The following is a 16854-nucleotide window of genomic DNA, read 5'->3' as shown; positions in this document are numbered from 1 at the left end:
ACACAACCACATCCTTCGGGATGCCAAAAAAAAAGGGGGGGTCGGGAGTTCAGCTGAATCCCGACCCCCCCCTTTTTTTCTTTTTTCTATGGGGGACTGCGGCCGCCCTTTTTTCTTGGGATTCCGCTCAGGCGAGGGCACACACCACACGAGCACACGCCACAAGAACACAACGGGTGGGGTGAACCCCCGGGCCGCAAGAGCACAGGCTACAAGTCGACCAACCGGCCGCCCGCGATGTCGACCTTGCACAGGCCGGGCGGCACAGCAACAAAGTATGGCCCCGCAGAGTGCGAGCCACAGACAGCACGGGTGCAGCAACAAGAGGCCGGCAGACCCGCCCACAGCACGGGTGCAGCACTAAGAGAGGGCCCTGCAGAGTGCGGGCTACAACGGCAAACCCCCAGGCCGCGACGCACAGCATCAGAAGGCCGCAGATCACAGGCCCGCAAGCTGCAAGGGCACAGCACCAAAACCCCCGTAGAGTGCCGGCGACAACGACAAGATGCTCAGGCCGCAAGGGCCGAGGCTACAGGTCGGCCGACCAGCGTGCCGCGACGCCGACCATGCACAACCCGCAAGGCTGCAACCGCAGAACTCCCCAGGCCGCAAGAGCACAGCGCCAAGAACCGATCAGGCCGCAAGGCACAGCAGCAGAAAGCCGCAGGCCACAAGCCAAGCGAGAACAACCCCCAGACCGCCAGAACAGGCTACAAGAGCACAACCCGCCAGGGCACAGGCCGCAAGGAACGATAAAGCCCCCAGGTCACAAGGCGCACACTGCCAACTCGCAGCAACACCCCCCGCAGCAGCCACCACCCCCCAGGGGGCCCGGGCACCGAGCCGGTGCCGCTCCACCTCAGATACAGCCACCACACCACCCAGAGGCCCCGGACACCGCGCGGGTGCGGCTCGACCCCGGACGGCATCCACCACACACACCCAAGCGCCTCCCGCCAACACACCCCACCATCCACCAGTAAGGCCACACCCGCGAAACCTGCTGGACCCACCACCACGCTCCACATGCTGGAGGCTGCAGAGCACACGCCCACGAGCCACGGCGCGTACTACGGCGGTGCGGTCATCGGCCGGTGACCGTTCTCCTGCGGCGGTGTGACGTCCAGCATCAGAGTGTCTTGATCGATCATGCTGGGAGTCGCGGCATTCTGGGACGCAGATCCGCGGATCGAGGACGGCAGCACGTGGCGGCGACTACTGCAGCGGTAGCCGGTTCGAGGCAGCGCGCCTGTGCGGGCTAGCCTGGAGCGAGTGACTACAGGAGGTCAGGTGTCCGATTCGGACGGGCGCGGAAGACCTGCCGGGGCGAAGGCGGCCGGCAGCTCGGGCAAACCGCGCGACACCAATCACGGTCAGCGTGGCGGGCGAAGCCCCGGGTCAGGCCACGATCGGCGTAACCGCGCAGGGCGTGGAGCCACCGGCCGTAGCGGCGGCTATCGCGAGGATTCGACAGGCGGTCGCAGGTTCCCGAATGGTCAGCACAAGGGCAGGCGGCCGGCTCGTGGTGAGGCTTCCGCTCGCGATGGCTGGCGCAACGGTGGCGGACGAGAGGGTGCGGCCAGGCGCGGCCCCGGCAAGCAGACGAAGCAGGACCCGGATACTCGCCATGAGGCCGCGGCGAAGGTCGAAGCCCCGCCGCTGGATGACGACATCGAGTTCACCGAGCTGGACATCGACGTCCGCAAGGAACTGCGCAGCTTGCCCAAGCCGACGGCCGAGCTGGTCGGCAAACACCTGGTCGCCGCAGGCCGGTTGATCGACACCGATCCGGAGGCCGCGCTCGCGCACGCCCGCTACGTGAAGACCAAGGCGTCCCGGATACCGGTCGTCCGGGAAGCGGTCGGGCTCGCCGCCTATCACGCGGGTGAATGGGCGGAGGCGCTGTCCGAGCTACGCGCGGTGCGGCGCATGACCAACAGCAACCTGCACGTGGCCGTGCTGGCTGATCTGGAGCGCGCTCTCGGCCGGCCCGAACGGGCGCTCGATCTGGCCAGGGAGACCGACATGGCGCAACTGCCTCCCGAGGTCGCCGTGGAGCTGCGTATCGTGGCCGCGGGTGCCCGCCGCGATCTCGGCCAGCTCGAGGCGGCGGTGGTCGCCCTGCAAGGCCCGGACCTGGACCCGGACACGTGGGAACCGTGGAGCGCACGGCTGTTCTATGCCTACGCTGACAACTTGCTGGCCGCGGGCCGCAAGGACGAAGCCGTCACGTGGTTCATGCATGCGGCTGAAGCGGACATCGACGACGAGACCGACGCCGCGGAGCGAGTCACCGAGCTGACCCAATGACTTCACGACCCCAGCAAGCGGACAACACAGCGGACGCGGACACACCAGCGGGCGACACGCTGCTCTCCCGGCATGACGCCGTCCTGTTGGATCTCGACGGCACCGCATTCCGCGGCTCCCAGCCGATCGAGGGTGCGATCGAGACGGTCGAACGTTTCCGCAAGGAAGGTGTGGCGGTCCGGTTCGTCACCAACAATGCGTCGCGCGCACCCGAAGCGGTGGCGGAACACCTGCGGGGAATCGGCTTTCCCGCGGACGCCGACGAGGTGGAGACTTCCGCCCAATCCGGAGCAGCTCTGCTCGCCGACCTCGTTCCGTCCGGCTCGGTGGTCTTGGTCGTCGGGACGGAAGCCCTTGCCGACGAGGTGCGGCGGGTGGGGATGCGCGTCGTTCGCACGGTGGATCCGGATCCGCCCGCGGCGGTCATCCAGGGACATTCGCCCACCACGGCGTGGCGCGACCTGGCCGAAGCGTGCATGGCCATCCGGGAGGGTGCCACCTGGGTGGCGTGCAACCTCGACCCCACTTTGCCCACCGAACGGGGTGAACTCCCCGGCAACGGGTCGATGGTGGCCGCGTTGCGGACGGCGACCAGACGTCAGCCGCGGGTCGCCGGGAAGCCGGCGCCCGGCCAGTTCCAGCGCGCCGCAGCGACCGCAGGCGCCAGCCGCCCGCTGGTGATCGGTGACCGCCTGGACACCGACATCGCCGGCGCGAACGCGGCGGGCTACGACTCCCTGCTCGTGCTCAGCGGTGTCACTGCCGCCCACGAGGTGCTGGCCGCCCCGGAGGACCAGCGACCCGGCTACATCGGCGAAACGATGGCGGCCGTGCTCGAACCGTCCGCGACCCTGGCGGTCGGCCCCCAGGACGGCTGGCGGATCGCCGTCACGGCCGATGCCTTGGAAGTGTCCGGGGAAGGTTCCCCGGTGACGTTGCTGCGCGCGCTGTGCCAGCCGGCGTGGGAGTCCGGTGTCACCGCGGTACGGGTCCGCGGAGAAGGCGCCGCGCGGGCGGCACGATCGCTGGGCCTGCCCGGCATCGATTACCGTTGACCCATGAACGACCAACCGAAGCCCGGCCTTGCGCGGCTGGAGACCGACCCCAAGGCGGGCGTGGCCGAGGCGGTGGCCGGTCTGGACGAGCTCGACCAGCTGCCGCTGAGCGAGCATGTGGAGCGGTTCGACGCGGTCCACACCGAGCTCACGGTGGCGCTGTCGTCGATCGACAAGGTCTGAATCAGCGGTGACGGCGAAGGCACGCAAAGCCCGGCTGGACGCCGAGCTGGTGCGCCGCGGGTTGGCCCGGTCGCGCGAACACGCCGTGAGCCTGATCAACGCGGGACGGGTGAGCGTGCGCGGCATGGCCGCGCGCAAACCGGCCATGGGCGTGGACCGCGACACGTCTATCGTCGTGAAGAACGACGACGACCCCGGCTGGGCGTCGCGAGGTGCGTACAAGCTGCTCGGCGCGCTCGACGCGTTCGGTGTGGACGTGGCCGGAAAGCGTTGCCTGGACGCGGGGGCGTCCACCGGCGGTTTCACCGACGTGCTGCTGCGCAGGGGAGCGAAGAGCGTGGTGGCGGTCGACGTCGGTCGTGGCCTGCTCGACTGGCGGTTGCAAACCGACGAGCGGGTCACCGTGCTGGACAAGACCAACGCCAGGTCGCTGACCGCGGACCTCGTCGGCGGCGAAGTCGACCTGGTGGTCGCGGACCTGTCGTTCATCTCGCTCCGGTTGGTGCTGCCCGCGCTCATGGCATGCACCCGGGTGGGCGGTGACCTGCTGCCGATGGTGAAACCGCAGTTCGAGGTGGGCAAGGACAAGGTCGGCAGCGGTGGAGTGGTGCGTGATCGCGGGCTACGCGCCGAGGCCGTGCTCGGCGTGCTCACCGTGGCGGCCGACCTGGGACTGATCACGCAGGGGGTGGTGGCCAGCCCGTTGCCGGGGCCGGCAGGCAACGTCGAGTACTTCGCGTGGCTACGGCACGCAGGCGACAAGATCGCGGCCGACGACCAGGACGAGCGCGCCAGGATGGCGGACCTGGTGCGCTCCGCCGTCGAGAAGGGGCCGGCATGAGCCGTGAAGTCCTCCTGGTGGTGCACTCCGACCGGAAGCAGACGCTGGACGCGGCGCGCGAGGTCGGGGAGCGGTTCACCGCCGCCGGGTTCGCCGTGCGGTTGCTCGGCACCGCGCCCGACGACGCGATCGCCGTCGCAGGTGCGACGTTTCCGTGCACCGTGGTGCGGGCCGACGAGAACCCGGCCGACGGTGTCGAGCTGGTGTTCGTCCTCGGCGGGGACGGCACTCTGCTGCGTGCGGCGGAGGTGGCCAGGCCCGCCCGCGTGCCGGTGCTCGGAGTGAACCTCGGACGGATGGGTTTTCTGACCGAGGCGGACTCCGATGCACTCGGCGAGACGGTCTGGCGCGCCGTCGAAGGCTCCTACCGGGTGGAAGAGCGGATGACGCTCGACGTCACTGTGCGGCACGGCGACACCGTGCTGGCCAGCACCTGGGCGCTGAACGAGGCGAGCGTGGAAAAGGGTTCGCGGGAACGCGTGCTGGACGTGCTGATCACCATCGACGGCCATCCCGTGTCGGCGTTCGGATGCGACGGCGTGCTGGTGGCGACGCCGACCGGATCGACGGCGTATGCGTTCTCCGCGGGCGGGCCGATCATCTGGCCGGACGTGCAGGCCATGTGCGTGGTGCCGAGCAACGCGCACGCGATGTTCTCCCGGCCGATGGTGGTCTCGCCGTCGTCGGAGATCGCCATCGAGCTGGACCCGAACGGCACCAACGGTGTGCTCAACTGCGACGGGCAGCGGTACGTGGAAGTCCCCGTCGGGGCCAGGGTGCAGGTCGGCAGCGGCGCCATCCCGGTGAAGCTGGCCCGGTTGTGGGACGGCCCGTTCACCGACCGGCTGGTGCACAAGTTCGCTCTTCCGGTGAAGAGCTGGCGGGAGCGGCACACCACGTGATGCCGGGCGTGGAGCACCCGGAAGTGTCGGTGCAGCCGTTACGGTAGAGCCCGTGCTGTCCGAGATGCGGATCCAGGGCGTCGGAGTCATCGACGACGCGCTGCTCGAACTGCACCCCGGGTTCACGGTGGTGACCGGTGAGACCGGTGCGGGCAAGACCATGGTGGTCACCGGCCTGCACCTGCTGTCCGGCGGCAGGGCGGACGCCTCGCGGGTGCGGGCAGGGGCGCAGAAGGCCGTCGTGGAAGGCCGGTTCGACCTGACCACGGTGCCGCAAGCCGCGGCGATCGCGGAGGAAGCCGGTGCCGAGACCGACGACGACGGCAGCCTCATCGCGGTCCGGTCGGTCAGCAAGGACGGCCGGTCGCGGGCCCACCTCGGCGGCCGCTCGGTGCCCGCGGGTGCGCTCGCCCAGCTCGCCGAGCACCTCATCGCGGTGCACGGCCAGAACGACCAGCTGCGGCTGCTGCGGCCCGCGGAGCAGCTGGCGGTGCTGGACCGCTACGCGGGCGAGTCCGTGGCCGAGCCGCTGGCCGCTTACCAGCGGGTGCGGGCAGAATGGCAGGCGGTCGTCGCCGAGCTGGCCGAGCGCACCACGAAGTCCCGCGAGCTGGCCCAGCAGGCGGACATGCTGCGGCACGCGCTGACCGAGATCGGCGCGGTCGATCCGCAGCCGGGGGAGGACGCGCAGATCGCCGCCGAGGTCAAACGGCTGGCGGAGGCCGACGAGCTGCGGTCCGCTGCCCACGGCGCGCAGCGGGCTCTCAGCGGCGCCGAGGACGGCGATCCGGACCAGCCGGGGGCGCTCGGACTGATCGGCGAGGCCAAGCGCCGGCTGGAGGCGACCGGCGACCCGGCGCTGACCGAGCTGGCGAGCAGGTTGGACCAGGCCCTGGTCGTGCTCACCGACGTCGGCGGCGAGCTCGGTGCGTATCTGGACGACCTCGACGCCGACCCCCAGCGGCTGGAGGGCCTGCTGGCCCGGCAGGCGGAGCTGAAGAAGCTGATCCGCAAATACGCCGCCGACGTCGACGGAGTGCTCGCCTGGGCGGAGGAAGCCCGGCGGAAACTGGCGTCGCTGGACACCTCCGACGAAGCGCTGGCCGAGCTGGCGGCCCGGCGCGACGAGCTGGCGCACGAGCTGGCCGGCCACGCCGCCAGGCTCACCAAGGCGCGGTGCGCGGCGGCCGAGGAGATGGGCGCGGCCATCACCGCGGAACTGGCCGGTTTGGCGATGGGCCAGGCCGAGGTGCAGATCAGCGTGCGCCGGCGCACCGCCACCGCGGACGATCCGGCGGCGCTCGAGGTGGACGGCGTGCTCTGTCACGCCGCCGAGCACGGCACCGACGACGTGGAGCTGCTGCTCAAACCGCACGAAGGCGCTCCGCCGCTGCCGGTGCACAAGGGCGCGTCCGGCGGGGAGCTGTCCCGGGTGATGCTGGCCATCGAGGTGGTGGTGGCGAAGGCCGACCCGGTGCCGACGATGGTGTTCGACGAGGTCGACGCCGGGGTCGGCGGGCGTGCGGCGGTGGAGATCGGCCGCCGCCTGGCCCGGCTGGCGCGAACCCATCAGGTGCTGGTCGTGACGCATCTGCCCCAGGTGGCGGCGTACGCGGACCGCCACCTGGCGGTGCGCAAAGGGACGTCCGGCGGCGTGACAGCCAGCGACGTCCGGACCCTGTCGGACTCGGAGCGCGTCGCCGAGCTGGCGCGCATGCTGGCGGGCATGGACGACACCGAGACGGGCCTGGCGCACGCGGAAGAGCTGCTCGAAGTGGCCGCGGAGGACAAGGCGAAACTCACCTGATCGGGGGATACCGCGGGTTGGGTGTCCCGGCGTGGCGGACCGGCGAACGCCGCCTCATGAGTCACTATCGACCCATGAAACTCAACGGCCTCCTCTCCTCGTCTCGCGGGAAAGAGGCGCTGCCCGGTGTGTCCGGCGTCGCGCGGGTGGACCGCAACACGCAGCGGCTGCTCCGGCGCGTCGGACCGGGCGACATCGCGGTGCTGGACGAAGTCGACCTGGACCGGGTCACCGCAGAAGCCCTGGTGCGAGCGGAGGTGGCAGGCGTGGTCAACGCCTCACCGTCGATCTCCGGCCGGTTCCCCAACCTGGGGCCGGAGATCCTGGTCGGGGCGGGCGTCCCGCTGATCGACGGGGTGGGTGTCGAGCTGCTGCGCACGGTCAAGGACGGCAGCAAGATCCGGTTGCTGGACGGCGTGATCTTCGCCGGGGAGAAGGAGCTGGGGCGCGGCGTGGCGCAGACGCCGGACTCGGTGGCCGATCAGATGATCGAGGCCAAGGCCGGGATGATCGCGCAGCTGGAGGCGTTCTCGGCCAACACGATCGAGTTCCTGCGTGCGGAGCGGACGCTGATCCTCGACGGGGTGGGCGTGCCGGACGTGCGGGTACTGGTCAAAGGCAGGCACGCGCTGGTCGTCGCACCGGGCCCGGGCCATGCGCAGGACGTGAAACGGCTGAAGAAGTACATCGCCGAGCACAACCCGGTGGTGATCGGGGTCGGCGCGGCGGCGGACACGCTGCGGTCCCAAGGGGTGCGCGCGGACATCGTGCTGGGTGATCCCAGTGGCATCGAGGAGGAGACGCTGCGGCACGCCAGGGAGGTCGTGGTGCCTGCCCAGCCGGACGGCCACGCACCCGGCCTGCAGCGGATCCAGGACCTGGGCATCCAGGCGGTCAGGTTCCCCTCGTCCGGCAACCCGGAGGACCTGGCCCTGCTGCTCGCCGACACGCACGGCGCGAGCCTGGTCGTCACGGTGGGTTTCCAGGCCACGCTGGCCGAGTTTCTCGACCACGGCCGAGCCGGATCCAATCCGTCCACGTTCGTCACCCGCCTCAAGCTCGGGTCGAAGATCGTCGACGGCAGGGCGGTGGCCGAACTGCACCGCAACCGGGTGTCGATCGGTGCGGTGCTGCTGCTGGTCGGCGCCGCGCTGCTGGTGGTGATCGCCGCGTTGCTGGTGTCCGACGTCGGTGACGTCTACCTCGACTGGATGCAGCGGCAGTGGTCGTCGTTCGTCACTTGGCTCGAGGGGTTGTTCGCGTGATCTCATTGCGCTACCACATCGTCTCCATCGCGGCGGTCTTCCTCGCCCTGGCCGTCGGGGTCGTGCTGGGCAGCACGGCGCTGGGCGGCAGCCTGCTGTCGGCGCTGACCGAGGACAGGGACGAGCTGGCCAAGCGGGCCAGCTCGCTGGAGGCCGAGCGGAACGAGCTGCAGGCCCGCCTGGACGATCAGGACGCGTTCTCCGCGTCGGTCGGCCCGAAGATCGTCGCGGGGAGCCTGGACAAGCGCACGGTGCTGCTGGTGACCAACTACGACGCCCGCCCGGCGGACCGGGACGCGTTGCGCAAGCTGATCACCGCCGCGGGCGGCAAGGTCACCGGGGAGGTGCAGCTGACCGAGGCGTTCGCCGACCCGGGGCAGGCGGACCAGCTGGCGGAGCTCGCGACCCGTCTGCAGCCCGCCGGGACGAAGTTCCCGACCGCCGGAGGCCCGGGCACGCTGGCGGGTGCCCTGCTCGGCCACACCCTGCTGCTGGACGCCAAGACGGCCCAGCCGCAGTCGACGGCGGCGGAGCGCGACGCCGCGTTGGCCGGGCTCGCCGACGGCGGCTTCATCAAGGAGCCGGGTGACGTGCAGGCCGCACAGCTGGCGGTCGTGCTGGTCGGCGGCGAGCTGACCGGCGACGGCGTCGGCGACCGCACCGCGACGATCAGCCGGTTCGCCACCGAGCTGGACAAGGCGAGCGCCGGCGTGGTGCTGGCCGGAACGCCCGCGGCGGCGAAGTCCACCGGGCCGATCGGCTACACCCGGTCGGACACGGCATCCACCGAGGTGCTGTCCACGGTCGACAACGTCGACACCGCAGCAGGCCGCGTGGTGACCGTGCTGGCGCTGCGCGAGCAGTTGGAAGGCGACGCCGGGCAATACGGTATCGCGGGCAACGCGCAGGGGCCGGCACCCGGCGTGGCGGGCAAAGGCGACTGACGCCGCAGCGCCGGCGGAGGCACGCCGGGGCACTGCGGCCCGGGTCCGCGTCGGCGGGTCTCAGCCGGCGAGGCGGCGGATGCGGCCCTCGTACCGCTTCTCGATCTCCCGGTTCCGCTCGAATCCGCCGGGCACGTTCGACGAGACGTACACCGGCGGCTCGACCCCGGCGTCCACCAGCTTGCGGATCGCCTCGGCGACCATCATCTGCACCAGCAGCCCGGCGCTGAGCGACGAGAAACCGCACGCCGTGCCGCCGTTGGGCAGCGGCAGCACCGCGTCGCCGTAAGGGGCGCCGTTGTCCAGCACCACGTCGGCGAAATCGGCCAGCCGCTTGCCCTCCGGGTCACTGGGTGTCACCCGCATGGTGTGCTGCATCGACGTGATGGCGATCAGCGGGTGGCCCTTCTCGGTGACCAAGCGGGCCATCTCGGAGACGACCGCGTTGACGCCGGAGTTGGAGGCGATGACGAACACGTCGCCGGGTCGCGCGCCGGCGAGCTGGTACAACCGCTCCGCCAGGCCGGGCTGCCGTTCCAGCAGCTGATCGGCCAGCACATCGGGCTGGTCGCCGCCCACTACGACCAGATCGGTGAGCCGGATGCGGTTGGTGGGGATCAGCCCGCCGGCGCGCCCCGCGATCTCCAGCGCGACGGCTTGTGAGTGTCCGGTGCCGAAGGCCTGCACGATGCCGTCCGAACGCACCGCGTTCGCGATCAGCTCGGCGGCCGCGTCGACCGCGTCGGCGGCCTTCTCGGCCACTTCGGCCATGGCCGACAAGGCGTAGGAGGCGAATCCCGCGGCGGACAGTTCCGGTGTCATGAGCGCTCCCGGTAGGCGTGGGCGCGGGTGATTCCCGCGGTGCGGTTGAGGGCATTGCTGGCGCGGTCGCCGGACAGCTGGGCGACCCGGATGTACAGCAGGTCGACGACCACGAGCTGGGAGTGCCGGGCGGCCAGTCCGCCGTGCCGGAAGCTGGTCTCCAGCGCCGCCGTGGTGAGCACGTGATCGGCCAGCTTGGCCAGCGGGGAACGGGCACGGTTGGTGATGGCGATCGTGGTGGCACCCTGGTCGCGGGCGATCGCCATCGGCTCGACCGTCTCCCTGGTGGAGCCGGTGTGCGAGACGCCGACCGCGACGTCGTCGGATCCGAGCAGGTAGGCGGACGTCTCGGCGAGGTGGTTCTCGGTCCACACCCACACCGGGCAGCCGATCCGGTGCAACCGCATCTGCAGCTCGGTGGCGCTGGTGCCGCTCCCGCCGGTGCCGATCACGTCCACCCGGCGGGCCCGCGTGATGGCTTTCGCTGCCTCGTCCATCGCCTTCAAATCCAGCTGGGCGGCGGTCTGCTGAATGGCTTGCAGGTCGGCGTTGACCACCACTGCGGCGACCCGTTCCATGTCGTCGTTCGGTTCGATGCCCACCCCGACGTTCAGTGCCGGGTTGACCGTGGCCCGGCCCAGTTCCTCGGCGATGGCCAGCTTCAGTTCCCGGTACGACTCCAGGCCGATGGCCCGGCAGAACCGGGTGATGGTGGCCGGGGACGTGCCGGACGCCTGAGCCAGGTCGCCGATCGAGGCGTGCATGGTGCCGGGCAGATCCGCCAGGATGTACTGCGCGACGTCCCGCAGGGCGCCGCCGAGGCTGGGCTCGGCCGCGCGGATGCGAGCGGACAGGGCCGCGGGCATCGCCTGCTCGATCGTCACTGAAATTCCCTATCGAACGACAAACGGTTTGCTGAAATGATTTACTACCACGCCGCGGTCGGTCAAGCGCGGTCGGCCGGGCGGGCTCGACGGAGGTGGCGATGGCTGTCGTGATCGGGGTGGACGCAGGCGGGACCGGGATGCGTGCGGTGGCCGTCGACCACGGTAGCGAGGGAGAAGCCGTCCTGGGCAGTGCGGACGGGCCTGCGGGCAACGCGCTGTCCGTACCGCCTGACCAACTCCAAGCGCGCCTCACCGCGTGTGTTGCCGCATGCCTGGAGTCAGCCGGGGCTCGCCCGGAGGAGGTCGGCGCGGTGGTCGCGGGCCTTGCCGGGGTCCGTGCGGCGCCGCACGCCGCGGACACCGTCCGCGCCGCGGTCGCCGCCGCCGGGATGGCATGCCCGGTGGGTGTCTGCTCCGATGTCGAGGTGGCGTTCGCCGGCGGCAGCGCGGAGCCCGACGGCGTGGTGCTGATCGCGGGCACGGGCGCGTCCGCTGCCAGGATTCGTGGCTTCACCACGGTGGCGACGGCCGACGGCGCCGGCTGGTTGCTGGGCGACGACGGCAGTGGCTTCTGGATCGCCCGGCAGGCCTTGCACGCCGTGCTGGCCTCGCTCGACGGCCGCGGGCCACGTACCGAGCTCGCCGGCGCGCTGTGTGCCGAGCTGGGAACGAGACCGGTCACCTGCGATGTCGTCGCCGCGGCCATGGCGGTGCCGCCACCGGCACTGGCACGGCTGGCACCCCGTGTGCTGCGGGTGGCCGAGGCGGGAGACGAGGTGGCGCACGACATCGTGCAAGGCGCCGTGCAGCACCTCGCGGCGACCGCGACGGCACTGGGTCCCCGGCCGGACCAGCCGTTGGTCCTGGCCGGCGGACTGATCGGGGCAGGCGGCCCCCTGAAGTCGCGCGTGACGGCAGCGTTGAGCCCTTCCGGGCGGCCCGTGGTGGTCGCGGTGGACACCCGGCAAGGGGCGGCCGTCGGCGCGGCCAGGCTTGCCGCGATGGCTCTTGCTGAAAACAAATTTTGCCACTAGCGTCCTTGCTCGATCACAAGTATCGTCCCTGCCCATCCATCGGATGAGGGAGGCCGACATGGTCGACGTGGACAGGCGGGTCTTTCTGCGCCAGGCTCTTGCGGCCGGGGCGCTGTTCCTGCCGGTGTCGGGGATGATGGCGAGCTGCGCCACCGCCGGGAGCGGCGGCAACGAGCAGGCCAAGGGGGAGGTTTCGGCGAAGAACCCGCTGGGCGTCGATTCGTCGGCCCCGCTCGAGGTGATCACCTTCGCCGGCGGCTTGAAGACCACGTTCCCCGAGGTGCAGGCGGCGTACAAGAAGGCGCACAGCGGGGCGAAGGTGACCGTCAAGGGCATGGTCAACATCAACTCGCTGCAGCCCCGGTTCGCCAGCGACGATCCGCCCGACCTGATCGACGACTCCGGCGCCCAGAAGATCCCGCTGGGCACGCTGGTCGGCGGCAAGCAGCTGGCCGACCTCCAGCCGCTGCTGGACGCGCCGTCGGTGGACGACCCGAACGTCAAGGTCCGCGACACGCTGGTCGACGGCACCGTCGACGTCGGCAGCTACAACGGCACCTTCCACGCGCTGAACTACGTCCTGTTCGTCTACGGCATGTGGTACTCGCGGTCGCTGTTCGACAAGCACAACTGGGAGATGCCCAAGCAGTGGGACGACTTCCTGGACCTGTGCGCGGAGATGAAGTCGGCCGGCCTGGCCCCGGTCGGCTACGCGGGCCAGAACGCCGCCCAGTACGTCACCACCACGCTGCTGACCATGGCGGCCAAGCGGGGTGGCCCGGACGTGCTGGTCAAGATCGACAACCTGGAACCGGGCGCGTGGGAGCAGCCCGCGGTCGGTGACGCGGCGGCGGCCATCGAACAGCTGGCGGCCAAGGGCTACCTGCTGCCCGGTGCGGCCGCGCTGGAACACACCGAGGCGCAGACCGAATGGGTCAAGGGCAAGGTCGGCGTCTACCCGAACGCCTCGTGGGTGGAGAACGAGATGAAGTCGGTGACCCCCAAGGGGTTCGACATGGTGATGTCGCCGGTGCCGAGCTTGGGCAGCGACGACGCGATGCCCACCGAGGCGCTGTACGCCAGCCCGGGCGAGTCGTTCATCGTGCCGAGCAAAGCGGACAACGTCCGCGGCGGGATGGAGTTCCTGCGCTACATGCTGGCCAAGGACAACGCGATGGCGTTCACCGAGCTGACCGGGTCGCTGACCGTGGTGAAGGCGGCCAACGAGGCGGTCGAGCCGAAGACCACCGGCCTGGAGTCGACGCAGGCGGCGCTGCAGGCGGCCGGCGAGAACACCGTCACCTACATCCACAACCTGTGGTACGGGGACATGCACAAGGCCTGCACCCAGGCGATGGCCGACCTGCTGGCCGGACGCAAGAGCGCCGAGGAGTACGTCAAGGCGTGCCAGCAGGCCGCGGACAAGACGGCCGCGGACGATTCGATCGAGAAGTACGAGCGGAAGTAAACATCGCCAGTGCGCCACGGGAAGTACCGGTTCATCGTCTCGTTCCTGGCGGTGCCGCTGGGGCTGTACGTGCTGTTCGTCGTCTCGCCGAACGTGCAGGCGCTGATCTACAGCTTCACCGACTGGAGCGGGTACAGCGACGAGATCAACTTCGTCGGGCTGGACAACTACGCCCGGCTGCTCGCCGACGAGACGTTCTGGATCGCGTTGCGCAACAACGCGGTGCTGCTGGTGGTGCTGCCAGTGGTGACCATCGCGCTCGGGCTGCTGTTCGCGTACCTGATCAACGTGGGCGGCGCCCGGCGCGGCGTGGTGGCCACCGGCCTGCGCGGGTCGAAGTTCTACAGCGCGGTGTTCTTCTTTCCGTACCTGCTGTCGGTGGCCATCATCGCCATCCTGTGGCGCCAGGCCTACAGCCCGCGCGGCGGCCCGGTGCCGAAGACCATGGCCGCGGTGGGCGTGGACCCGCCCACCGACGGGCTGCTCGGCTCGCCGGAGACGGCGCTGTGGGCGGTCATCGGCGTGGCGGTGTGGCACGCGGTCGGCTTCTACGTCGTGCTGTTCACCGCGGGGCTGGCCGCCATTCCCCGGGACGTGTTCGAGGCGGCCGCGCTGGACGGGGCGAACCGGTTCACCGTGTTCTTTCGCATCACGCTGCCGCTGTTGTGGGACAACGTTCAGGTCGCGTTCGTCTACCTGGGCATCATCGCGCTGGACTTCTTCGCCATCGTCAACATCATGACCCCGCATCCGGAGGCGATCTCCAACTCCACCGAGGTCGTGGCGCACTACCTGTACACGCGAGCGTTCAGCGGTGACATCAACCCGCAGTACGGCTACGCGTCGGCGATCGGCGTGGCGCTGTTCTTCCTGACCTTGACGCTGGCGGCGGTGATGTTCCGGGTGACCCGCCGGGAGCAGGTGGAACTGGGATGACGCAAACCGTAGCGCCGCCGCGCACCGAACCGGCCGCACTGCCGCCGAAGCAGGCGCCGCGCCGCGCCTGGCGGCCGACCGACGCGTTCTTCCACGTGGTGCTGGCCGGGTGGGCGATCGTGTCGGTGATGCCGCTGCTGTGGGCGGTGGTGACCGCGTTCAAGCCGAACGACGAGGTCTTCGGCGCGCCGTTCGCCCTGCCCAGCGAGTGGCGGGTGGACAACTTCGGCCGCGCATGGGGCGGGGCGTCCATCGGGCAGTTCTTCGTCAACACGGTCATCGTGGTCTCCGGCGCGCTGCTGTTGACCATGCTGCTGTCCACGATGGCCGCCTACGTGCTGGCCCGCTACGAGTTCCGCGGCAACCGGTTCCTGTTCTACCTGTTCGCCAGCGGGCTGATGTTCCCGGTCTTCCTGGCCGTCGTGCCGCTGTTCTTCGTGGTGCGCAACCTCGGGCTGCTGCACACGCACCTCGGCCTGATCCTCGTCTACACCGCCTACGCGCTGCCGTTCTCGGTGTTCTTCCTGACCGCGTTCTTCCGCACCCTGCCCAACGCGGTGGCGGAAGCGGCGCTGATCGACGGGTGCTCGCACGCCGGCGTGTTCTTCCGGGTGATGCTGCCGATGGCCCGTCCCGGCATCGTCAGCGTCGCGCTGTTCAACTTCCTGAGCATGTGGAACCAGTACCTGCTGCCGCTGGTGCTGAACCAGAACAACGAGTCCACCGCGGTGCTCACCGAAGGCCTGGCGATGCTGCAGGCGCAGCAGGGCTACGACGCGGACTGGAGCGCACTGTTCGCCGGCATGGTGATCAGCATGCTGCCGGTGCTGGTCGTCTACCTGATCTTCCAGCGCAAGATCCGGGAAGGGTTCGTGGCAGGCGCGCTGAAGTGAGACGCGGGGGTGGACACCTCCTGGGTGCAGCGCACCGACGGCCCCGGCGGTGCCGCCTGCATCGCGGCGGATCGGAAGGGTGAGAACACGATCGTCGTGTCGCCGGGGGCCAACGCCCGGGCGGACACCGCAATGGCGGACGCGCGTCGCGCCGGGACCTCACGAGAGCCCGGTCGCGATCATCGCGCTCCACGTCTCGACGAATCCGGGGAACGTCTTGCCGACCGTTGCGGGGTTTTCCACCTGCACGCCCGGCACCCGCAGCCCGACGACCGCCGCAGCCATCACCAGCCGGTGATCCTCGTAGGTGTGGAAGCGGCCGCCGTGCAGCTTGCCCGGTGTGATGCGCAGGCCGTCCTCGGTTTCGTCGACCGACGCTCCGAGCCCGCTCAGCTCGGTGGCCAGCGCCGCGAGCCGGTCGGTCTCGTGGCCACGCAGGTGCGCTACGCCGGAGATGGTCGACGGGCTGTCGGCGAAGCACAGCAACGCGGCCAGCACGGGCGTGAGTTCGCCGACCTCGTGCAGGTCGAGGTCGGCGCCGCCGAAGCCGTCCGGGCCGGTGATGGTCAGCCCGTCCACGTCGAGGGTCACGGTGGCGCCGAGGTCGCTCAGCAGGTGCCGCAGGTAGTCGCCGGGCTGGGTGGTGGTGGCCGGCCAGTCGGGGATCCGCACGGTGCCGCCGGTGAGCATGGCGGCGGCGAGGAACGGCGCCGCCGTGGACAGGTCCGGTTCGACGGTGTACTCCGGGCAGTTCAGCGGACCTGGCGGCACGTGGAAGCGCACGCCGTCGCGCTCCGGCCGCGCGCCGAAGGTCCGCAGCAGGTCGAGCGTCATGGCGATGTGCGGCTCGCTGGGCGGAGTGCCGCCGACCAGCTGGACCGTCACGCCCTCGTCGAACGCCGCCCCGCTGAGCAGGAGCGCGGACAGGAACTGGCTCGAGGCCGACGAGTCGAGCTCGACGTACCCGCCGCGCAGGCCGCCGCCACCACGCACGGTGAACGGCAGCCCGTCACCGTCGACGCTGGCGCCCAGTTCGCGCAACGCCGCCAGCAGGGGAGCGATGGGACGCCGGTACAGGGCCTGGTCGCCGTCGAAGCGCACTTCCTGCGTGCCGAGTGCGGCCACCGGCGGCACGAAACGCGCGACCGTGCCCGCATTGCCCAGCTGGACGGTCACCTGCGGCTCGGCATCACCCCTCGGGTGCACCAGCACACCGTCGTCGACCGGTTCCGAGCGCGCGCCGAGCGCCGACAGTGCGCCCAGCATCAGCCGGGCGTCCCGGGAATCCAGCGGATGACGCACCCGCGTCCCGCTGTCGGTGAGCGCTGCCAGCAGATACGCCCGGTTGGTGATCGACTTCGACCCCGGGACGCGCACGGTGGCGTGCAGGGGCGGATCCGACGGTGTCACAGTGGGAACGGCCCAGTCGGGGCTGCGCATGCGCGGAAGACCTCCGATGACGATGCGGGTGTCGCGGGTGTCGCCCGCCGGTCGGGCGGATGCGTGT

The 16854-nt window shown here is 70.5% G+C and carries 15 protein-coding genes; 12 read left to right on the top strand and 3 right to left on the bottom strand.

Annotated features, from left to right (window positions below; all coding sequences use genetic code 11):
* The first annotated feature begins 1290 nt into the window (after nt 1–1290).
* From YWY_RS24615 to YWY_RS0108575, 8 genes are all read left to right on the top strand, one after another.
* Nucleotides 1291–2310 (top strand): tetratricopeptide repeat protein, encoded by a 1020-nt coding sequence (locus YWY_RS24615; RefSeq protein ID WP_245566604.1) that lies wholly within the window; start codon nt 1291–1293, stop codon nt 2308–2310.
* Nucleotides 2307–3365: an HAD-IIA family hydrolase gene (locus YWY_RS0108605; RefSeq protein WP_051310070.1), complete on the top strand. Its 1059-nt coding sequence runs from the start codon at nt 2307–2309 to the stop codon at nt 3363–3365. Before YWY_RS24615 ends, YWY_RS0108605 begins: the two co-directional genes overlap by 4 nt.
* A gap of 3 nt (nt 3366–3368) precedes the next feature.
* The gene (locus tag YWY_RS0108600) at nt 3369–3548 is read left to right on the top strand and encodes a hypothetical protein (protein WP_028847286.1); all 180 of its coding nucleotides are present in this window, start codon (nt 3369–3371) and stop codon (nt 3546–3548) included.
* Nucleotides 3549–3555: 7 nt separating this feature from the next.
* A complete protein-coding gene (locus YWY_RS0108595; RefSeq protein ID WP_038044796.1) occupies nt 3556–4389 on the top strand; it encodes a TlyA family RNA methyltransferase in 834 nt (277 codons plus the stop codon).
* Nucleotides 4386–5291, top strand: a complete 906-nt coding sequence (locus YWY_RS0108590) for an NAD kinase (protein WP_028847284.1) — start codon at nt 4386–4388, stop codon at nt 5289–5291. Before YWY_RS0108595 ends, YWY_RS0108590 begins: the two co-directional genes overlap by 4 nt.
* Nucleotides 5292–5343: 52 nt before the next feature.
* Nucleotides 5344–7098, top strand: a complete 1755-nt coding sequence (gene recN, locus YWY_RS0108585; RefSeq protein ID WP_028847283.1) for a DNA repair protein RecN — start codon at nt 5344–5346, stop codon at nt 7096–7098.
* Nucleotides 7099–7172: 74 nt separating this feature from the next.
* Nucleotides 7173–8363, top strand: coding sequence for a putative cytokinetic ring protein SteA (gene steA / locus YWY_RS0108580; RefSeq protein WP_028847282.1), 1191 nt, complete (start codon nt 7173–7175; stop codon nt 8361–8363).
* A complete protein-coding gene (locus YWY_RS0108575; RefSeq protein WP_028847281.1) occupies nt 8360–9307 on the top strand; it encodes a copper transporter in 948 nt (315 codons plus the stop codon). The genes steA and YWY_RS0108575 overlap by 4 nt, the downstream gene beginning before the upstream one ends.
* 60 nt (nt 9308–9367) lie before the next feature.
* On the opposite strand, the gene YWY_RS0108570 is transcribed toward YWY_RS0108575, so the two are convergent.
* On the bottom strand, nt 9368–10129 hold the full coding sequence (locus YWY_RS0108570; protein ID WP_028847280.1) for a sugar isomerase domain-containing protein: 762 nt from the start codon (nt 10127–10129) through the stop codon (nt 9368–9370).
* Entirely contained in the window at nt 10126–11013 is an 888-nt protein-coding gene (locus tag YWY_RS0108565) for a MurR/RpiR family transcriptional regulator (protein ID WP_211227505.1), read from the bottom strand. Before YWY_RS0108565 ends, YWY_RS0108570 begins: the two co-directional genes overlap by 4 nt.
* 101 nt (nt 11014–11114) lie before the next feature.
* Here YWY_RS0108565 and YWY_RS20980 point away from each other — a divergent pair, with 101 nt between their 5' ends.
* The 4 genes from YWY_RS20980 to YWY_RS0108545 are packed head-to-tail and all read left to right on the top strand — an operon-like array spanning nt 11115 to nt 15347.
* Nucleotides 11115–12050, top strand: coding sequence for an N-acetylglucosamine kinase (locus tag YWY_RS20980; RefSeq protein ID WP_051310069.1), 936 nt, complete (start codon nt 11115–11117; stop codon nt 12048–12050).
* A gap of 58 nt (nt 12051–12108) precedes the next feature.
* Nucleotides 12109–13518, top strand: coding sequence for an N-acetylglucosamine/diacetylchitobiose ABC transporter substrate-binding protein (gene ngcE, locus YWY_RS0108555; RefSeq protein WP_038044852.1), 1410 nt, complete (start codon nt 12109–12111; stop codon nt 13516–13518).
* A gap of 9 nt (nt 13519–13527) precedes the next feature.
* Nucleotides 13528–14454 (top strand): carbohydrate ABC transporter permease, encoded by a 927-nt coding sequence (locus YWY_RS0108550; RefSeq protein ID WP_028847277.1) that lies wholly within the window; start codon nt 13528–13530, stop codon nt 14452–14454.
* Complete coding sequence (locus YWY_RS0108545; RefSeq protein ID WP_038044795.1) at nt 14451–15347, top strand: carbohydrate ABC transporter permease; 897 nt, start codon at nt 14451–14453, stop codon at nt 15345–15347. The genes YWY_RS0108550 and YWY_RS0108545 overlap by 4 nt, the downstream gene beginning before the upstream one ends.
* A 159-nt stretch (nt 15348–15506) precedes the next feature.
* On the opposite strand, the gene aroA is transcribed toward YWY_RS0108545, so the two are convergent.
* Nucleotides 15507–16787, bottom strand: coding sequence for a 3-phosphoshikimate 1-carboxyvinyltransferase (gene aroA, locus YWY_RS0108540; RefSeq protein ID WP_051310067.1), 1281 nt, complete (start codon nt 16785–16787; stop codon nt 15507–15509).
* Between the last annotated feature and the right edge of the window lie 67 nt (nt 16788–16854).

Source organism: Thermocrispum agreste DSM 44070 (assembly GCF_000427905.1).
Lineage (GTDB): Bacteria > Actinomycetota > Actinomycetes > Mycobacteriales > Pseudonocardiaceae > Thermocrispum > Thermocrispum agreste.
The sequence above is the reverse complement of the archived record's forward strand: the minus strand, read 5'-3'. Positions and strand labels throughout refer to the sequence as shown.

What these genes read in the sequence shown, in the direction of transcription:
- ngcE (WP_038044852.1), top strand. Translation starts at nt 12,109, where the DNA reads ATGGTCGACGTGGACAGGCGGGTCTTTCTGCGCCAGGCTCTTGCGGCC.
- steA (WP_028847282.1), top strand. Translation starts at nt 7,173, where the DNA reads ATGAAACTCAACGGCCTCCTCTCCTCGTCTCGCGGGAAAGAGGCGCTG.
- YWY_RS0108590 (WP_028847284.1), top strand. Translation starts at nt 4,386, where the DNA reads ATGAGCCGTGAAGTCCTCCTGGTGGTGCACTCCGACCGGAAGCAGACG.
- YWY_RS0108545 (WP_038044795.1), top strand. Translation starts at nt 14,451, where the DNA reads ATGACGCAAACCGTAGCGCCGCCGCGCACCGAACCGGCCGCACTGCCG.
- YWY_RS20980 (WP_051310069.1), top strand. Translation starts at nt 11,115, where the DNA reads ATGGCTGTCGTGATCGGGGTGGACGCAGGCGGGACCGGGATGCGTGCG.
- YWY_RS0108570 (WP_028847280.1), bottom strand. Translation starts at nt 10,129, where the DNA reads ATGACACCGGAACTGTCCGCCGCGGGATTCGCCTCCTACGCCTTGTCG.
- YWY_RS0108600 (WP_028847286.1), top strand. Translation starts at nt 3,369, where the DNA reads ATGAACGACCAACCGAAGCCCGGCCTTGCGCGGCTGGAGACCGACCCC.
- aroA (WP_051310067.1), bottom strand. Translation starts at nt 16,787, where the DNA reads ATGCGCAGCCCCGACTGGGCCGTTCCCACTGTGACACCGTCGGATCCG.
- YWY_RS0108605 (WP_051310070.1), top strand. Translation starts at nt 2,307, where the DNA reads ATGACTTCACGACCCCAGCAAGCGGACAACACAGCGGACGCGGACACA.